Origin of the sequence: Paenibacillus sp. BR1-192 (assembly GCF_029542445.1) — a bacterium.
Taxonomy (GTDB): Bacteria; Bacillota; Bacilli; order Paenibacillales; family Paenibacillaceae; genus Paenibacillus_AQ; species Paenibacillus_AQ lautus_A.
This window is the reverse complement of sequence record NZ_CP120718.1, coordinates 4,336,651-4,353,336: the sequence shown is the minus strand read 5'-3', so window position 1 is coordinate 4,353,336 and position 16,686 is coordinate 4,336,651. Positions and strand designations below refer to the sequence as shown.

At 50.2% G+C, this 16,686-nt stretch carries 18 protein-coding genes; 17 read left to right on the top strand and 1 reads right to left on the bottom strand.

Annotated features, from left to right (window positions below; all coding sequences use genetic code 11):
• The first annotated feature begins 152 nt into the window (after positions 1 to 152).
• From P0X86_RS19325 to P0X86_RS19295, 7 genes are all read left to right on the top strand, one after another.
• A complete protein-coding gene (locus P0X86_RS19325) occupies positions 153 to 2,171 on the top strand; it encodes a glycoside hydrolase family protein (protein WP_277746237.1) in 2,019 nt (672 codons plus the stop codon).
• Positions 2,172 to 2,185: 14 nt separating this feature from the next.
• A complete protein-coding gene (locus tag P0X86_RS19320) occupies positions 2,186 to 3,268 on the top strand; it encodes a glycoside hydrolase family 172 protein (protein WP_145037917.1) in 1,083 nt (360 codons plus the stop codon).
• Positions 3,269 to 3,366: 98 nt separating this feature from the next.
• On the top strand, positions 3,367 to 4,380 hold the full coding sequence (locus P0X86_RS19315) for a LacI family DNA-binding transcriptional regulator (protein WP_277746236.1): 1,014 nt from the start codon (positions 3,367 to 3,369) through the stop codon (positions 4,378 to 4,380).
• A gap of 409 nt (positions 4,381 to 4,789) precedes the next feature.
• A complete protein-coding gene (locus P0X86_RS19310) occupies positions 4,790 to 5,746 on the top strand; it encodes an acetamidase/formamidase family protein (RefSeq protein WP_192572609.1) in 957 nt (318 codons plus the stop codon).
• A gap of 56 nt (positions 5,747 to 5,802) precedes the next feature.
• On the top strand, positions 5,803 to 6,591 hold the full coding sequence (locus P0X86_RS19305) for an alpha/beta fold hydrolase (protein ID WP_277746235.1): 789 nt from the start codon (positions 5,803 to 5,805) through the stop codon (positions 6,589 to 6,591).
• Positions 6,579 to 7,625, top strand: a complete 1,047-nt coding sequence (locus tag P0X86_RS19300) for an ATP synthase beta subunit C-terminal domain-containing protein (RefSeq protein ID WP_277746234.1) — start codon at positions 6,579 to 6,581, stop codon at positions 7,623 to 7,625. Before P0X86_RS19305 ends, P0X86_RS19300 begins: the two co-directional genes overlap by 13 nt.
• A 225-nt stretch (positions 7,626 to 7,850) precedes the next feature.
• Positions 7,851 to 8,324 (top strand): DUF3574 domain-containing protein, encoded by a 474-nt coding sequence (locus P0X86_RS19295; RefSeq protein WP_096774253.1) that lies wholly within the window; start codon positions 7,851 to 7,853, stop codon positions 8,322 to 8,324.
• A gap of 96 nt (positions 8,325 to 8,420) precedes the next feature.
• Here the strand turns inward: P0X86_RS19295 and P0X86_RS19290 are convergent, their stop codons facing one another.
• Positions 8,421 to 9,407: a DNA-3-methyladenine glycosylase family protein gene (locus P0X86_RS19290; protein ID WP_481858153.1), complete on the bottom strand. Its 987-nt coding sequence runs from the start codon at positions 9,405 to 9,407 to the stop codon at positions 8,421 to 8,423.
• Between the two features lie 147 nt (positions 9,408 to 9,554).
• Here P0X86_RS19290 and P0X86_RS19285 point away from each other — a divergent pair, with 147 nt between their 5' ends.
• The 10 genes from P0X86_RS19285 (at position 9,555) to P0X86_RS19240 (ending at position 16,686) form a co-directional block, all read left to right on the top strand.
• Positions 9,555 to 10,148 carry a bifunctional transcriptional activator/DNA repair enzyme AdaA gene (locus tag P0X86_RS19285; RefSeq protein WP_192571467.1) on the top strand — a complete coding sequence of 198 codons (594 nt, stop codon included), beginning with the start codon at positions 9,555 to 9,557 and terminating at the stop codon, positions 10,146 to 10,148.
• The gene (locus tag P0X86_RS19280) at positions 10,138 to 10,683 is read left to right on the top strand and encodes a methylated-DNA--[protein]-cysteine S-methyltransferase (RefSeq protein WP_277746233.1); all 546 of its coding nucleotides are present in this window, start codon (positions 10,138 to 10,140) and stop codon (positions 10,681 to 10,683) included. The genes P0X86_RS19285 and P0X86_RS19280 overlap by 11 nt, the downstream gene beginning before the upstream one ends.
• Positions 10,676 to 11,389, top strand: a complete 714-nt coding sequence (locus tag P0X86_RS19275) for a 2OG-Fe(II) oxygenase (protein ID WP_192571469.1) — start codon at positions 10,676 to 10,678, stop codon at positions 11,387 to 11,389. Before P0X86_RS19280 ends, P0X86_RS19275 begins: the two co-directional genes overlap by 8 nt.
• An 84-nt stretch (positions 11,390 to 11,473) precedes the next feature.
• Positions 11,474 to 12,292: an SPL family radical SAM protein gene (locus P0X86_RS19270; protein WP_213579025.1), complete on the top strand. Its 819-nt coding sequence runs from the start codon at positions 11,474 to 11,476 to the stop codon at positions 12,290 to 12,292.
• A 172-nt stretch (positions 12,293 to 12,464) separates the two neighbouring features.
• Positions 12,465 to 13,229: an SDR family NAD(P)-dependent oxidoreductase gene (locus P0X86_RS19265; protein ID WP_192571471.1), complete on the top strand. Its 765-nt coding sequence runs from the start codon at positions 12,465 to 12,467 to the stop codon at positions 13,227 to 13,229.
• Positions 13,230 to 13,388: 159 nt separating this feature from the next.
• Entirely contained in the window at positions 13,389 to 13,985 is a 597-nt protein-coding gene (locus P0X86_RS19260; protein WP_277746232.1) for an HAD-IA family hydrolase, read from the top strand.
• 66 nt (positions 13,986 to 14,051) lie between these two features.
• Positions 14,052 to 14,924 carry a hypothetical protein gene (locus P0X86_RS19255; protein ID WP_277746231.1) on the top strand — a complete coding sequence of 291 codons (873 nt, stop codon included), beginning with the start codon at positions 14,052 to 14,054 and terminating at the stop codon, positions 14,922 to 14,924.
• 81 nt (positions 14,925 to 15,005) lie between these two features.
• Positions 15,006 to 15,533 carry a 2-phosphoglycerate kinase gene (locus P0X86_RS19250; protein ID WP_277746230.1) on the top strand — a complete coding sequence of 176 codons (528 nt, stop codon included), beginning with the start codon at positions 15,006 to 15,008 and terminating at the stop codon, positions 15,531 to 15,533.
• A gap of 26 nt (positions 15,534 to 15,559) precedes the next feature.
• Positions 15,560 to 16,117 carry a hypothetical protein gene (locus P0X86_RS19245; RefSeq protein WP_277746229.1) on the top strand — a complete coding sequence of 186 codons (558 nt, stop codon included), beginning with the start codon at positions 15,560 to 15,562 and terminating at the stop codon, positions 16,115 to 16,117.
• Between the two features lie 29 nt (positions 16,118 to 16,146).
• Positions 16,147 to 16,686 carry a hypothetical protein gene (locus P0X86_RS19240; RefSeq protein ID WP_277746228.1) on the top strand — a complete coding sequence of 180 codons (540 nt, stop codon included), beginning with the start codon at positions 16,147 to 16,149 and terminating at the stop codon, positions 16,684 to 16,686.

Genomic DNA, 16,686 nt, shown 5'->3' with positions numbered 1-16,686 from the left:
AATGACGCGGTTTTCTGAGGCGGAGGATGATAGAAATTGGGGCGGCGACGTCGGACAATTGGATCAGATTGACGATTTCAGCCTGTTAAAGAATGGACGACGTGTCGCTGGCGGGGGATTTCTTGCCGGAAAACGAGCAGAATGGAGGACTTATGGCACAATTACCGGACGCTTATGTAAAGCGGTGGGATTATGACCAATTAGGGAGTGCAGCTCCCAAGCTGAGTCTTAAACAAATCGATAAAGGCACTTATCACTGCATAATGACATTTGAGCTGGATCAGGAGATTCGACAGGATGATTGGCAGCTGCGCCTGGAGCCTGCGTTCCAGCCGTATTTTCACTGGGCTCCTCATATAACGCCGACTTCCCGGCATGTGATGGATCAGCACTGCTTTCGGTCGCCTGCCCTCATTGCTCATGACGGCACCAGACTGCTCACACTGATACCGGATCTGGATCTGATCGCGAAGGATGCGGACGCTCGTTGGTACTTGGATCTGGATGCTCCGAACAACCAATTCGTCTTGGGAATGAGCCGGACCCGTGTGAGTGATCACGTGCTGTTTGAGAAGGTGGAGGGTGCTGCTTATTCGCCCGGAACGTTCTGCATCGGCTTCTACCTCATGACGTTGGAGGATGATCAAGCTGCATTGAACCCCTGGCGGCCGGTGCTGCAATTTTTATGGGAGCGATGGGGTCACTCCCGACTCCGTCAGGGCATCCATGACAGAGCTCCTCTCGAACACTATGTAAAACATGCGTACGACTGGGCTTTTCGCCATTGGAAAGATACGGTGTGGCAGGAATTCGAATGGAACGGACTGAAGGTCGGGGCTCCCGTATTCATTGCCGACGTGAGTCAAAGCCCGAATTATCCTGGCGTTCCGAACGAACGGGAAAGCCGATCGATCTGGAACCAAGCGTGGTTCAGCTCCCTTCGTTCGGCGCAAGGCCTCTATCGTTACGGTAAGAATCAGGATGATCCGGAACTGGTTCGCAAGGCCAGGCTCATGAAAGAGCTGGCTCTTGCTGCTCCGCAGCGAAGCGGGTTCTTTCCCGCCGTTATTGCGACGGAGATGAAGCGGGTGATGGTGGAGGGACAGGAAGTTAACCGGTCAGGTAGTTGGGGCCATGCCTTCTGGGGGAATTCCAATCGCAATCCGGCCGATCCTTGGGGCTCGATCGCGGAAGCGCCTTACCATGTGCTGGATATGAGCTGGACGGCGCTGCTCATGCTTCGCTGGCATGATGAAATCGAGCCGGATCCAAGGCTCATGGAATACGCCGTACGCTATGCGGATGCGCTTCTGGCTCTTCAGGACGAGAAGGGCTATTTTCCGGCCTGGCTTGACCAAGAGACGTTAGCGCCGCTGGATATTCTTCGAGAGTCTCCGGAGACGTCGCTCTCCGTCACGTTTTTGCTGAAGCTGCACGACATGCGGCCGGATCCCAGATATTTGGAAACGGCAGTAAAGGCGCTGGAGGTTGTCGTCAACGAGATCGTACCGTCCGGCAGATGGGAGGATTTCGAGACGTATTGGTCCTGCTGCTCCTATGGCCGCGAAGAGCTCCCCGGCTGCAAGGTGGTTAGGAATAACATGTTCAAGCAGTGCAATTTCTCCATGTTCTGGACGGCGGAGGCCTTATTTCAGATGTACAAGACGACCGGCGAGATGCGATATCTGACACTCGGCACACGTGTGCTGGATGAAATGCTGATGACGCAAGCCTCCTGGCAGCCTCCCTATCTGTATGTTGACGTATTGGGCGGATTCGGCGTCATGAACTGCGACGGGGAGTGGAATGATGCGAGGCAAAGCCTGTTTGCAGAGCTGATCCTTCAATATGGCGTGGAATTGGACCAGCCGGAATATATTGAACGCGGTGTTGCCGCATTGCAGGCCTCTTTTGCCATGATGTATTGCCCCGAGAATATAAAAACAAAACAGCAGTGGGAACGGGCGTATCCTTTCTTTAACGAGAAGGATTACGGCTTCATGATGGAGAATTACGGTCATGACGGCGATGTAGGTGAGGACGGGCGGGGCATGGGGACTTTCACCATTTTTGATTGGGGGAACGGCGCGGCCGCCGAAGCTTACCTGCGGATCAAGGCCCATCTGGGTCAGACGTTGAAAGACCGGTACGGATACGATATCACACACTAAAGGAGCGATTACGGATGATGAACTTTAACGGGCTCAACATGCATCTCGGAAACTTATCCAAGCTGTCTAATGCGCAGACGAGATCCATCAGCGCGGAGAATTTTACCGGCGAGAAAGGAAAAGGGGGCATGGCGACGGACGGCACGGGTGCAGCGGCTTCCAGGGATCTGGGCGCGGGCTGGAAGGTGTCTCCTTCCGTGGAGATTATGCCGGGAGAAACCTTTACTATGGGTGACATTCAAGGCCCTGGGGCCATTCAGCATATTTGGCTGACCTGTCATCCGTCGCTGTGGCGCAATATGATTATCCGCATGTATTGGGACGAAGAGCAGGACCCTTCGGTTGAGGTTCCGGTGGGCGATTTGTTCTGTAACGGGTGGGGTGAACGTAGCGATGTCAATTCGATTCCGGTTGCCGTCAATCCGGCCGGCGGCATGAACAGCTACTGGCAGATGCCGTTTCGCAAGCAAGCCCGATTGACGATGGAGAATCGCGCGCCGGAAAAGGCGGTCCTTTACTACCAAATCGACTATACCCTGACGGACATCCCCGAAGAAGAGGCTTATTTTCATGCACAGTGGCGGAGAACGAATCCCGTTCCTTATAAGGACGTTTACACGATCCTGGATGGCGTGAAGGGACAGGGGCACTATGTAGGGACTTACCTAGCCTGGCAGGTGAACAACAGCGGCTGGTGGGGCGAAGGGGAGATCAAGTTTTATATGGACGGGGACCAGGATTACCCGACCATCTGCGGTACGGGAACGGAGGATTATTTCGGCGGAGCTTGGAACTGGGAACAGCCGATCGGTACGTACCGAACCTACTCGACGCCTTATCTGGGGATGCACCAAGTGCTGAAGCCGGACGGATTATATCGCAGCCAGCAGCGCTTCGGCATGTATCGATGGCATGTCATGGATCCGATCCGCTTCCAAAGCGATCTTCGCGTCACGATCCAGGACCTCGGCTGGAGGTCAGGAGGCAGATACCTGCCGCAGCAGAGCGATATTGCATCGACGGCGTTCTGGTATCAGGCGGAGCCCCATGCGCCATTCCCGGAACTACCGGATAACGATGAGCGGGAGGTTATATAAGCAGGCGCTATTGCTTAGCTTCCGGTATGGTGATAGTGTGAAGCCATGGACCCTTTTGCATCTGCTTGTCGGTTTCATGGTCGTTAATGGAGGATAGGATGGACAAACATACAATTTATACCATTGCAGATCGGGTAGGCGTATCTCCTTCCACGGTGTCCAGAGCCTTGTCGGGGAGAGGTTACTGCAGTCCCAAGACGAAGAGCAAAATTCTGGCGGCTGCCCAAGAAATGAACTATGCGCCCGATCATGCAGCGAAGATGCTGAAAATGAGGCAAACCAATAAAATCATTTTTGCCGTTCCGGATATATGCAACCCTTTCTATTTCGATATGATCAACGGCATCAATCAGGTGCTGGAGGAGCATGATTACCTGATGATTCTGTTCTACACCAAGCACAGGCTCCAGGAGGAGATGAAGGCGATCCAGACGCTTCGGGAAAACGTCGCCGACGGCATGATCATGGTGTCTTTCGATTTTGGAGAAGAAAATATCGGGGCTATCAATGCGCTGCAGGCTCCGGTCGTGCTGACGAATAAATACGTGTCGCCGGATGGCAGCGACCGCTTTGACTACGTATATGTGGATACGTATGACGGAATCAAGCAAAGCACGGAGCATCTGATCAAGCAAGGCCTGCGCAGCATCGCCTATGTCGGCGGTAATCTCAGCGAGCAGACCGGCCATGAGCGGTTCTGCGGGTATCGGGATGCCATGCTGGAGGCAGGAATCCCCTTGATTCCTCGTTTTATCGCCGAATCCGACTATACGGAAAGCGGCGGTTATGCGATGGCGAAAGCGTGGCTGCAAGGGCCCGACCACCCGGAGGGCATCGTTGCCGCGAACGATCTAATGGCGATCGGCGTCATGAAAGCTTGCGAAGAAGCCGGATTAAAAATTCCCCATGACGTTGCCGTTGTGGGCATGGATAATCTGGACATTGCCTCCCGCATATATCCCAAGCTGACGTCCGTTGCTTTGCAGCAGGAGGAAATCGGCCGCAAAGCGGCCCAGATCCTGATGGATCGCATAATGGGAATTCCGAGGGAGGAGCGGGCCGTGAAATTGATGCCGCAGATGGTCGTGCGCGATTCCAGCGTAAAGATATGAAGCGAGGATGGAGTATAATGGGTTGTTTCCGAATGAACATGAACGTCATGATAAAGGCTCCATCATGAACTAGCATGCTTGCGTTGAATATGGTGTTGAACCGTTCCTAGCAGTACAACTGCCAAGAGAACGGTTCTTTTTTTTTGTTGTAAGGAAATGATCTTTGGTGGGGAAGTCCCCAACCTTCGCGCTTGCGTGATCGGGTTGGGGACTTTGTCGTGGATCAAGGATTTGTAGGATCATAGCGAACTGAGAAGCGGAGGTGTTCGCTGTAAGGGTAATAATTATTACTCTTCAGAGTAAAATTGATTGACTATTAAAGTAATTTAAAATACTCTATAAAGTAACAAGGAGGTTCACATTGAAAAAGTCCAATCGAATCATGGTTGTTGTGAAGGGAGAGAAACGGATGTCAACAATCCATAGTCTTCAACCGGATATTCACACGCTTCACGGATTTTTTAGCAAGGAGCTGGAACCGGCCCTATATATTCAGTCCGGGGATACCGTGGTGTATCGAACCTTGGATGCGGGATGGGGACTTGCGAAGCGCTCTGCTCCGGGAGCGCCGAGATCGAAGTTTACGGAGCGTGCGCCGGAGCGGGTGGAGAAGCAGTTCGGGCATGCCTTATTGGGTCCCGTGCATATCCAAGGGGCTAAACCGGGGCTTACCTTGGAGATTCAGATCAACGAGGTCGTTCCCGGGCCGTGGGGTTGGACCTCTGCCGGAGGGTTTCCAAGCTATTGGAACGAGAAGCTGGGCATGACCGATACCCAGGAAATGACATTGGACTTTGAATTGGATGCCAAAACAATGACTGGCAGGAGTCAGTTCGAAAATTTCAAGTACAGCGTCGGACTGAAGCCATTCATGGGGATTATGGGCATGCCGCCGGAGGAAGAAGGTCAGCATACGACTTTTGTGCCGCGCCCTTATGGAGGAAATCTCGATTGCAAAGAATTAACCGCCGGGAGCACCTTGTATCTGCCGATTCCGGTAGATGGCGGGCTGTTCTCAACAGGGGATGGACATGCGGCTCAAGGCGACGGCGAAGTTAGCGGTCCCGCTTTGGAATGTCCCATGGAGAAGGTGAGCCTAACCTTTCATGTCCGTGACGACATGCCCATTAAGATGCCCAGAGCAAAGACGAGTACCGGTTGGCTGACGATGGGATTCCACGAGGACCTGGACGAAGCGATGTGGATGGCCTTGAGCGGGATGCTGGATCTCATGACAGAGCTTTATTCCATTTCGAGAACGGAGGCGTACGCATACGCCACCTTGACGGTGGATCTGAGAGTAACCCAGATCGTGAATATCCTGAAGGGCGTGCATGCATTTTTGCCTTTTGGCGCGTTGAGGTGAACGAATGCACCAAGTGTTGGCTTTTTTTAATGTCGATTTTATAGGAGGGCTCATGCATGCAGTTATACGAAACGATGGTCAATAACCATGGGGTACATATTCATGTGACGGAGGTACATCGGGAACTTAGAAATGAACAAAGCTCACTGGTTATCATCCCGGGGCTTTCCGAGTCGGCCGAGGATTATATCGATATTATGGAAAAAATGGTAACGCTGTCGCCCAGGCATATCGTTGTCATTACGCTCCGAGGCCGTGGCCGAAGTGATTCTCCTGATTCGGGATACACGCTCGAGGATCATATCAGCGATCTGGATGCGGCCATTCGCCATCTTGAACTGGAACAGTTCGTACTCATGGGGTACTCACGAGGGGTAGCCTATCAATTAGGTTATGCCATTCGGAACCCGAAACGCATTGAAGGTCTGATCATCGGAGACTATCCGGCGATACATACCCAGCTGCCAGCGGGATGGGTGGATTTCTTTGCAACGCTGCCGCCTTGGAGAGGGAAGAAGCTATTCGACCGGATGAAACCATCGGCCCTGCAAGCCCTGCAGAAGGATTCCGCGAAGGTAGAATTTTGGAGCGACCTGTCCCGATTCACATGCCCTGTTCTCATTATACGTGGCGCAAAACCGCATCCCGGGTTATCATTAGAAGCAGTGGAACAATATAAGCTATCGCTGCCGCAGGCACGAATCGTGGAATTCGAGCAGCATGATCATAATATTTTCGAACCGGATGCGGACGAGTTTGTTCGCACCGCAGACTCTTTTCTGAGAGAGATTAAGAAGAAATCAATAAACTATCACAAGAAGGGTGTACGGACTTGGACAATCTGAAGCTGAATGTATCACTTTTAAGACAAAGGGTTCCGAACCTGACCAGCGCGGCCAAATCCGTCGGATTGCGGCCCGCCACGGTTTCCAATCTATGTACGGGAAAAATACCCGTAGGCCGGGCGGAAGTTCGCACCATAGCCGCGCTGGCAGCCTTGGCGAAATGCAGCCTTGACGAACTGATCCTGCGCGGGGAAAGCGTGGAGATGATCGAAACGGGCATTAAGCCTCTTGATCTATTCGCTCCTCTGGCAAAAGGCGGCACCGTCGGGCTGGTAGCTCGTCCCGGTATGGGGCAGCTGGTGCTGCTCGGGGAGTTGTTTCATCACTTCAAGCAGGAAGGGTATATGACGATTCTGCTGAAGCCGGAAGGGAACTACCCGGAGCTGCAGGATATGCTGAATGACGTAGAGCGGGTTGCTTCTTCAATAGAAGAAATCCATTCTATCGTATCGCATGCGAATACCGATAAAGAAATTGTGTTTGCCGCGGATCGGGAGCATGTCTTAACCGGCAAAATCTATGATCTTCAGGAACGTTTTCAACAGGAAGGCATGCAGCAGATCACGACTTTTCTTGTGGACCTCAAAGGTGCGGTTGTTGATGAAGACATGCCTTACGGGCCGCTGGAGACGCTGTGGTATTTCGATGCCGATCTGGCGGCAAGACATCTGTTTCCTGCCGTGAACCCCTTATATTCCACCTCTTCCGTATTAGAAGGCGTTCATCTGGATCAGGCTCACTTAGTGGTCCAACAGCGGGCCCAGAAGCTGCTTCGCCGCTATCGGGAGCTGCGTTCGCTGGTTCAAGTACGAGGATTGGAGGCCATTCCGTCATCCGAAATGGAGGTTTATGAGCGGGGAGAACGGCTCGAAGCTTATCTAACGCAGCCTTTTTACGTTGCTGAAGCTTATACCGGACTGCCAGGCGAGCGGGTCCACTTGCAAGAGGCGCTGCATGACGTGCAAGCCATATTGAACGGCAGCATGGATCATCGAACGGTGGAGAGTTTATCCTGGATCGGGACGATAAAATAAGAAGTTAGTTGACCAAAGCTGAATTCCCTAAGTTTGTTCATCGGGAATATCGGCTTTTTTACATGATTTTGCATAATATAATCCGTACGTCCCATAGCTGATACGCAAAGGTCAGTATATAATATGTGCTAGTTTGTACCGTACAGATGGCAAGAAGTGTATTTAACAACTGAAACTCTGCTGATTCCGTACGGACACGAAACTATACATAAGGGAGAAATGGACATGAAAAGAAAAGGTTGGCTAATCGCATTTGCAGCGGCATTATTGTTAACGCTTATCGTAGTACCGGTTCAGCAGTCTTTTAGCGCAGAGGGCAATCCGACGGCAACGGCCATTACGCAGAGCGCCCTGAACAATCAGTTCCACTTGGATCACGTCGTGAAGATTTACGTGCCTTCCACCGTAAAGGGGGATATTCCCATCACGGATGCGGCTCACCAAAAGTTTGTCGATCAAGCGTTGACGAAGCTGTCCGGCTGGTTTGGCGGGGCAACGGCAATACCGGGCGAAGGGGCTTGGGTGGATAACAACAAAACCTTGATCAAGGAAAAAGTAACCATCGTGTACGCTTTTGCCGAGAAACTCGACAAGGATTCGCTCAATCAAGTGGTAGACTATGCGAAGAAACTCAAGGAGGATCTTTCGCAATCTGCCATTTCGCTTGAGGTTGACGGTAAACTGTATTTCATTGAATAGCAGTCTCCGATCCATGAAGTGATCATAGGGGAGGTCTCCCAGCTGTCTGTTGTATGGCAGAAGAGGGAGACGTCCTCTTTATTATGTGTGGACTTGTTAGTAGAGAAACCTCCACAGATAAAAAGTGGCGTAAGATTCCCAGTTCGCCCATCCTGCGGACAGCTCCAGAATCTCCCTCTTCGTCGGTTTCGCCTCTAGGCCCAGCAGATGTTTGATGGCATTATGCAGTCCCACATCATCGATGGGAAAAGCCGCCGGCATTCGCAAACAGCGCATCAGCACATAATTGGCCGTCCACGGTCCGATGCCGCGGATGCCGACCAGTTGTTTCTCCGCTTTCTTTAAGCTGCCAGCTTCCAGCAGCAGTTCTTTCGTTAATTTTCCATCCGTCATAAGCTCAGCTACTCCGAGGAGATACTCGCATTTTTTCACGGTCATCCGAAGTCCACCAAGATCTTCAACACGCAGCGGCGCGATGTCCTCAGGCCTTGGAAACATCCAGTAAACCTCGTCTTCACACTCGATGCGTCTGCCGAAGGCCTCGACGAAACGCCTTTTTAGCGTATACGCGTAAGCCAGGTTAATCTGCTGTCCCAGAATGCCCCAGCATAAAGCCTCGAACAGATCCGGAATGCCCATGTTGCGAAGCCCGTAGAAGGACTGTACGGCTTGACTGAGCAGGGGATCGGTCTCGGCCATCGAATAGAACGGCACTAAATCGGTGTTTAGATCGAACCAGTCCCGGACATAAATGGCTACCTCCGCCCGCTTGCTTGGTTCGGTCGGGGTGGTATTTCCCAAAAATCGAACCAGGATCGCTTGCTCTTGATTCCTGGCGCTGACTTCGATCACGGCAACGTCATCTTCAAGCGGGATCGCCCGGTAGATGCTGTCGTTCCGAATCGTAAAGAGACATTCATTCGGCGATCTTTGCAAATAATTGAGGTTCTCCTGAAAGCTGAATTCCTTCGGCACGAATAGCTTTAGCGTATGGATATGATCCTCCCAGCTGTCCTTGGGAAGCCGTTGTTGTTGTTCCATGGTATACGGCTTGTCGCCGCGATTGTGGTCCGGTTCATGCATGATCATCGTTTCCTTTCGTTCCTGATCTACTCTATACTAGTTGTACCATAAACGCGGACCTCATAATTTTGTTATCTTGCTCTTATATTCCAAAAAGCGTACAACCGGATCTTCCTGTGGTTATAATGTTAGCGGAGGTGAGGAAACGTGGCAAACCGGATACAACCGACCGAAGCCCAGTGGAAAGCCATTATCGACAATGACAAGGACAGTGACGGCCAATTTTTCTACGCGGTGCAGACGACGAAAATCTTCTGCAGGCCATCCTGCAAATCCAGGCCCCCGAAATTTGAAAATGTGCGCGTGTTTCGATCGGCGGATGAAGCGAGGGCCGAACGCTTCCGGCCATGCAAAAGGTGCAAGCCGACCGGCGAGCGCCTGCCGGACCACGAATGGATCGAACTCGTTGCCGAGTATATCGATGCGCATTATACGGATCATTTGACGCTGGATGTCTTGGCGGATGTAAGCCACGGCAGTCCGTACCATCTGCACCGGATTTTTAAGCGGGTCAAAGGGCAGACTCCGATGGAATACATTCAGGATTACCGGATCGGCAAGGCCAAAGAGCTTCTTGCGAATACCAGCCTGGCTATTTCGGATGTCGGCCATCAAGTGGGCATAGAGAACACGGCTTATTTTATCACGCTGTTTAAGAAAAAGACGGGAATGACCCCCCTAAGCTATCGAGGGCAATATATGAACAATACGAGTGCGGAGGTGCATAATCATGAAATCTAATCATTCGATCATTAGCTGGACACGATTGCGGCATGATGACTGGAACATAGATATCGCGGCCACGCCGCAAGGTTTATGTTATATCGGATCACCGGATAAACCGTTCAAAGATCTGGAGGAATGGGTGAACGCGAAATTTCCTGGCTGTGAACTATTCCAGAATGATGAGGGCATGCAGCCATATGCCGCCGAGCTGGCGGACTATTTTCAGGGGAAACGGGAACGGTTTGAGTTCGCAATGGATTACAAGGGTACCGATTTCCAGATGGCGGTATGGAATGCGCTGTGCCAGATCCCGTATGGGCAAACCTTCACGTACTCTGACATTGCGCATCAGATCGGCAAGCCGGCGGCTGTGCGTGCTGTTGGTGCGGCTATCGGGGCGAACCCGCTGCTTATCACCGTGCCTTGTCATCGGGTAATCGGCAAAAGCGGCGCATTGACGGGATATCGCGGGGGTCTTGAAATGAAGACAAGATTGCTGCAATTGGAGCGAATGAACGTCTCCGTGAGGGAGACGAAGGAGTATGCCTAATCCTTTGTTGCAGCGCATAAAGAATCTGGATTGGCCTGCCGTACAGGCAGCTTTGGATGAACAGGGATATGCGGTCATTCCCAAGCTGCTCTTGCCCGAGGAATGCGCAGAGATCATAGGCACGTATACGGAAGAGCAGCGTTTTCGCAGCACGATCCAAATGGCCAGGCACCGGTTCGGACTGGGGGAGTACAAATATTATCAGGCGCCGCTTCCCGAAACGCTGCAGCAGCTTCGGGAAGGCTTGTATCCTGAACTTGCGCTGACGGCGAACCGCTGGTTGAACCGGCTAGGGCATGAAGAGAAGTATCCGGCAAGTCTGGATGAGTTTCTGGGGATGTGTCATGCCCAAGGTCAGGAGCGGTCAACGCCGCTGATTTTAAAATATGAAGAAGGCGGATATAATTGCCTGCATCAGGATTTGTACGGTGATGAGTTCTTTCCGTTCCAAGCGGTCTTTGTGCTGAATGAGAAGGAAGTCCATTACACGGGCGGGGAGTTTCTGCTGGTGGAGCAGCGGCCGCGGGCACAGAGCCGGGGACATGCGATCGCCTTGGATCAGGGAGCGGGACTGATCTTTCCGACCAACCATCGTCCGGTGCAGGGAACAAGGGGATATTACCGGACTACGCTCCGGCATGGCGTCAGCACGGTCACGTCGGGGACAAGATACAGCCTGGGGATTATTTTTCATGACGCGAAGTAAAGGAGCTGGATGCGCATTCACTCATTCGTAATGAAAGGAGGGAAGTCGTATAATAGAAGAAAGTATAGGAATGAGGTGTCCCAGGTGAAACATGAAGTGCTTTATAAAACGCCGAAGACCCTGCTCAATAAAGGAACCGGTTTCCTGAATGGATACAGCCATACCTTGAATCCGTATACAGGATGTACCTTCGCTTGCTCCTACTGCTACGTCCGGCAAATGCCGGTTTCGATATTCCGAAATCAGGAATGGGGAAGTTGGGTTGACGTTAAGCTCGAATCTGCTGCCATTCTGCGTAAAGAACTGAAGCGTGCCAAGTCCAAGGGGCCCGTCACGATCTTCATGTCATCCAGTACCGATCCCTATCAGCCGATTGAGGCCAAGGAAGAAGTGACCCGTGCCTTGCTGGAGGCCATGGTTAGCGAGCCGCCGGATTTCCTGCTGGTGCAGACGCGCAGTCCGCTGGTCCGACGGGATATCGATTTGCTGCAGCAGTTAGGAGCACGCGTGCGGGTAAGCATGACGGTCGAGACCGATCGAGAGGATATTCGCAAGCATTTTACGCCTTCCGCTCCGCCGATCCAAGCCAGATTGAAAAGCCTTGAGCTGCTAAGAGACGCAGGAATACCAACGCAAGCAGCGATTGCTCCCGTCCTTCCAAGCACGGAGGCATTTCCTCAGATCCTCAGACCGCTCGTCAATCGCGTGTGCATCGACGATTATTTCATGGGGGACGGCAGCGGAGGCAAACGTACGAAACGGCTGCCCGTTCAGGCGTTGTACGAGAAGCTTGATCTGGAAGAATGGTATGATCCCGCCGCCTATCAGGTGGTCTACGATCGATTCAGCAGGGCGTTTCCGCAAGAGCAGCTATTTGTCAGTCAGAAGGGTTTTGAACCTTAAACGTTAGATGGCTCGTCTAGCAGATGAGCGCTTGCTGTGTAAGATGTTAAATGAAAGAGTTTAAAGGTGAGGACCGGGAGATAGTTTCCGGTCTTTTTATCATGCCCAGCAGTAGATGATTATGGTATGATAGGCGAAAATCACCAGTCAAACGTAGAGGAGCGAATGAACAATGAAGTTGGATTTGACGGATCAAATTGCGTTAGTCACCGGTGCTGCGGGTCAATTGGGCCGGGTCATGGTCCGAACCTTGGCGGAATGCGGCGCAGATGTGGTTATCCATTATCGGGGAAGCTTAGCCAAAGCGGAAGAGCTTCAGCGCGAGGTGGAGTCGATGGGCAGACGCGCGTACACGGTGCAAGCCGACGTGACGGATCAAGCATCCGTGAATGCCATGCGGGATGCAGTGCTTGAACACTTTGGCATGCTGCCTCATATCATCGTTGCGAATGCCGTGGAATCCTATCAATGGACGTCTGTCTTGGAGCAAGCTCCGGAAGATTACGAGAGCCAGTTCCAATCCTGCGTCATGCAAAGCGTCTACCTGGCAAAAGCCTTCGTGCCTGCCATGATCGAGCGAAAGAGCGGCCGCTTCATCGGCATCAATACCGAATGTTCGATCCAGAACTTCCCGAGTCAATCCGCCTACGTAGCAGGCAAGCGCGGCATGGACGGCGTATACCGCGTACTCGCGAAAGAAATCGGCGAGCATGGGATCACCGTCAATCAAGTCGCGCCCGGCTGGACGATCAGCGACCGCGATCGGGAGAACGGTACCGAGCATAGCGCCTCCTACGAAGCCTCCGTGCCGCTGAAACGCCGCGGAACGGACCAGGAGATTGCCAATGCCGTGGCATTCCTGGCCTCGGATTTGTCATCATTTATCACAGGGGCTTATATTCCGGTATGCGGCGGCAATGTGATGGTGGGGATTTAGCGGTTCGACCCATGGATTGAAAGTGTGAAACGTCCACGAACTTCGGATTCGCATTGCGATTAAGGATAGGCGAAGTTCGTGGAGGTGTTAAGTAGCAGTCCCTTGTAAACACGAATACATAGATCTCAGGAATTCAGTAAGATAGAAGGAGACGAGACAATGACGGCAAAACCACAACTGGTATTGGATTTAGCAGGCGTATTGGTGAGTAATTTTTCATCTGCTTTTTGGCTTACATTAGCGGAGGGCTCCGAAATCTCGTTTCAAGATATCAGGGTAAAATTTGATGAGGTTCGTAGAGACTTATGGACAGGAAAGATGAAGGAAGATGAGTTTTGGGGATGGATGAGCCTGCGAATGAAGCAAATCAACAAAGAGGAAGCCAGGGAGTTAATAACTCAAACGTTGCAGCCGCTTCCTGGATTAAATCACTTGGCGCAATGGAGCGAAATCGCGGATATCCATGTACTAAGCAATCATTGCAAGGAATGGCTGGAGCCGATATTAGAAAAAGTAGAACCTTATGCTAGGAGCATTACCATTTCGAATCAAGTCGGTTTGAGGAAACCTGATCTGCAAATTTATAAACATGTTGTGAAACAATTCGAACGTTCAGAACTGACGGTTGTTTATGTTGATGATCAGGAAAAGAACCTGAAACCGGCTATCGACCTTGGATGGAAAACCTTGCTGGCCGATCAAGAGCATAAATGGATAGAACAAGTGGGACCTATGTTGGTGACAAACGTCTTGTAAGTCAGCCGAGAACCACTGGAAAAAATGATATCGGAAATTTAGTCAATGAAAAGTGAGGAATTCTAAATGTTTGGACGAGGGAATCAAAAGTACCCTATACCCGCAACGCTGCTCAAGTTGAAAGAAATGAATGAGCAAATCGTACATGATCTCGAGGTGGAACTGGACGATATTCTGGAAATCTATATGGATTATGATCTTAACAATCAAGACGCCGAATTTGCATACAGCGGCCATCCGTTGGATGTAATTCCATTTGCCTTTACCGCTTTTGGAGGCGAGCATTTCGGATTTTTGACCGATTTTGGATCGGTGACTGATCTCGAGGATGCCCCTGTCGTGTTTGTCCAAGCTTTACCATCAGAGGAGTTTCATGTCACTCTAATTGCGAGAAACATAAGGGATTACCTGGGTTTATTTTTAACCTATAAATGTATGATAAATATGTTTTCCACGGTTAATGAACCAAGTCAAGAACCGAGTGCTGTTGAAACGCACCCTCATTTACCAGCCGTAGAAGCCAAACTTATTCATGAGTTGGGAATCCAAAAGATAGAACCGGTTTCTTACCGTCAGAACATGCTGAGGGAGCGTTCCAAAGAAGTTGTGCAAACCATAAACGGAATCGGCGTAAAACGAATGACTGCGCGTGAGTTAGGACCAACCTTTAATGTAGAGGAATATGATAAATATGATGTATTGAACAATAAAGTGCGGGAGTTTTTTCAAGAGGCTTGCTTAGAGAATAAACTGGCCTGCATTGCAGATCTTCAAGAAGCGGGCATCTTGTTGACCCACACGTACGACCTAAATGAGTTTTTAATAAATGAACTGAGAGCGATGGGCTGCATTTATGAGTCGAGAATACTTGAATTAACAACGAAGTCTTACGATTTTTCGATGAGTAGCACACTTCATGAAATCATTCCAGAGATTTGAACGAAGCATCAAGCATGCAGGGAGGACGCCATGTAAATGATCATATTAATCAGCGGAAACAGCTGCACGGGAAAGACATATATGGCTCAACAATTACTTGAAAAGTATCACGTGCCTTATCTGTCCATCGATCATTTGAAAATGGGCTTGTACAGAGCCGACATGAACTGCGGTTTCACGCCGGTGGATTCAACCGAGCATATCGGTGCACAATTATGGCCGATCATCAAAGGGATCATCATGACAAACATCGAAAACAAGCAAAATCTAATCATTGAAGGCTGTTACATTTTGCCTCATCATCTGCAAGATTTTGAGCCGTCCTATTCGCAACACATCATTTCCGTGTTCTTAGGATTCTCCACCTCGTACATCCGGCAGAATTTCCAATCCAACATCGTTCAACACCGCAATGCTATCGAAGCGCGAATGTATCCTGAAGAGAGAACTGTTGCCGACTATACTCATGAGCATGATGTATTCCGTGAAAAGTGTGCGTCATCGAATGTCCCTTATTTTGAAATTCGAGAGAACTATGAAGAAGAAATCGCTAATGTATATGCCTACATAGATCGTGAGAAGAAGAAACTCGAGTATGAACAGCAGTAAGCAAAGTTCTCTCAAAGGAGGTTAAGATGCGATTATCTAACAAAAAAATAGCTGTGATCTCCATTGTGGTTATTATAATCGGCATTTCGGCTTTCTTTGTTGGGTCATTGAGGAAGGGTAACGTCTATAACCAAATCGATAAAGCTCTACATGAGTTGGAGCCAGACTTCAGTAAGATATTGCATGTACATATGGACCGAAATCGAGCCCTCGTGTTTTTCACCACGATTCGCAGTGAATTGGGTGTTGCAACATTAAGAGAAACCCCGAGAGGTTTTAAAATAAATACGTATCTCGGTAAAGATCAGCAGGATATTGAGAATCAATTAAGCTGGTACGGAAAAGAATCGCAGTCGGAAAATGTTCATTTGTTGTATGGAATCGTTAATAATCCGAAGATTAGCCAAATTGTTCTGTTAAGTGAAGAAAATCAAGCTGCCACCATAATAAAGGATCAGTCAAATACCATGTGGTATGCAGTTATGGACGATAGCTTGAACTCACCGATCACCATACGAGGGTTCAACGAAGAAGGCGAGAAAATATATGAAACGGGAGACCCTGGGTTTTGGAACAAACCATAACATAGGTTGACGAAGAAAGGACAGTCGCCATGGATTTATATCTATATCATTATTATGATGCGGCAACAGGACCCTTTCAAAATCTATCCTCGCTATCCATCGAAGAAGCGTTGCAGGTACAGAGGAGGCTCAAACAAAATAATAATTGGTTTGCGAGTCAACGTGCGGATGATTATATGACCATCCGTCGTGATCTGGAAGCACGAGCGAGAGCTCTATTCACGGCCAAAGGCGGCAAACCAACAAAAGAATATCCGCATTACATGACGCTTGGATCTTGCGAATGGATTATGGAATGGTATCCGAATGGAAAAGTAATCAGGATTCTGCTGGATGATATGCAACCCGAAATGATGAGTTTCACTTATGGCGACTTATTTCCGACCATGCGGTATCAAGACGACAAGCCTTATAGAGGAAAGGTATATGTAAAAAACGAAATCCTTCAACTTGTAGACGAGTTTGGCTGGCCTCAAGATTGGAACAAAGACGGTCGTCATGGACCCGAGCGGTATATTGAAGTGCAGGTTTGGGACGATCGGGCACTCGGTCCTTTTATGAAATCCTAG

What these genes read in the sequence shown, in the direction of transcription:
- P0X86_RS19325 (WP_277746237.1), top strand. Translation starts at nt 153, where the DNA reads ATGGCACAATTACCGGACGCTTATGTAAAGCGGTGGGATTATGACCAA.
- P0X86_RS19320 (WP_145037917.1), top strand. Translation starts at nt 2,186, where the DNA reads ATGATGAACTTTAACGGGCTCAACATGCATCTCGGAAACTTATCCAAG.
- P0X86_RS19315 (WP_277746236.1), top strand. Translation starts at nt 3,367, where the DNA reads ATGGACAAACATACAATTTATACCATTGCAGATCGGGTAGGCGTATCT.
- P0X86_RS19310 (WP_192572609.1), top strand. Translation starts at nt 4,790, where the DNA reads ATGTCAACAATCCATAGTCTTCAACCGGATATTCACACGCTTCACGGA.
- P0X86_RS19305 (WP_277746235.1), top strand. Translation starts at nt 5,803, where the DNA reads ATGCAGTTATACGAAACGATGGTCAATAACCATGGGGTACATATTCAT.
- P0X86_RS19295 (WP_096774253.1), top strand. Translation starts at nt 7,851, where the DNA reads ATGAAAAGAAAAGGTTGGCTAATCGCATTTGCAGCGGCATTATTGTTA.
- P0X86_RS19290 (WP_481858153.1), bottom strand. Translation starts at nt 9,407, where the DNA reads ATGCATGAACCGGACCACAATCGCGGCGACAAGCCGTATACCATGGAA.
- P0X86_RS19280 (WP_277746233.1), top strand. Translation starts at nt 10,138, where the DNA reads ATGAAATCTAATCATTCGATCATTAGCTGGACACGATTGCGGCATGAT.
- P0X86_RS19275 (WP_192571469.1), top strand. Translation starts at nt 10,676, where the DNA reads ATGCCTAATCCTTTGTTGCAGCGCATAAAGAATCTGGATTGGCCTGCC.
- P0X86_RS19265 (WP_192571471.1), top strand. Translation starts at nt 12,465, where the DNA reads ATGAAGTTGGATTTGACGGATCAAATTGCGTTAGTCACCGGTGCTGCG.
- P0X86_RS19260 (WP_277746232.1), top strand. Translation starts at nt 13,389, where the DNA reads ATGACGGCAAAACCACAACTGGTATTGGATTTAGCAGGCGTATTGGTG.
- P0X86_RS19255 (WP_277746231.1), top strand. Translation starts at nt 14,052, where the DNA reads ATGTTTGGACGAGGGAATCAAAAGTACCCTATACCCGCAACGCTGCTC.
- P0X86_RS19250 (WP_277746230.1), top strand. Translation starts at nt 15,006, where the DNA reads ATGGCTCAACAATTACTTGAAAAGTATCACGTGCCTTATCTGTCCATC.
- P0X86_RS19245 (WP_277746229.1), top strand. Translation starts at nt 15,560, where the DNA reads ATGCGATTATCTAACAAAAAAATAGCTGTGATCTCCATTGTGGTTATT.
- P0X86_RS19240 (WP_277746228.1), top strand. Translation starts at nt 16,147, where the DNA reads ATGGATTTATATCTATATCATTATTATGATGCGGCAACAGGACCCTTT.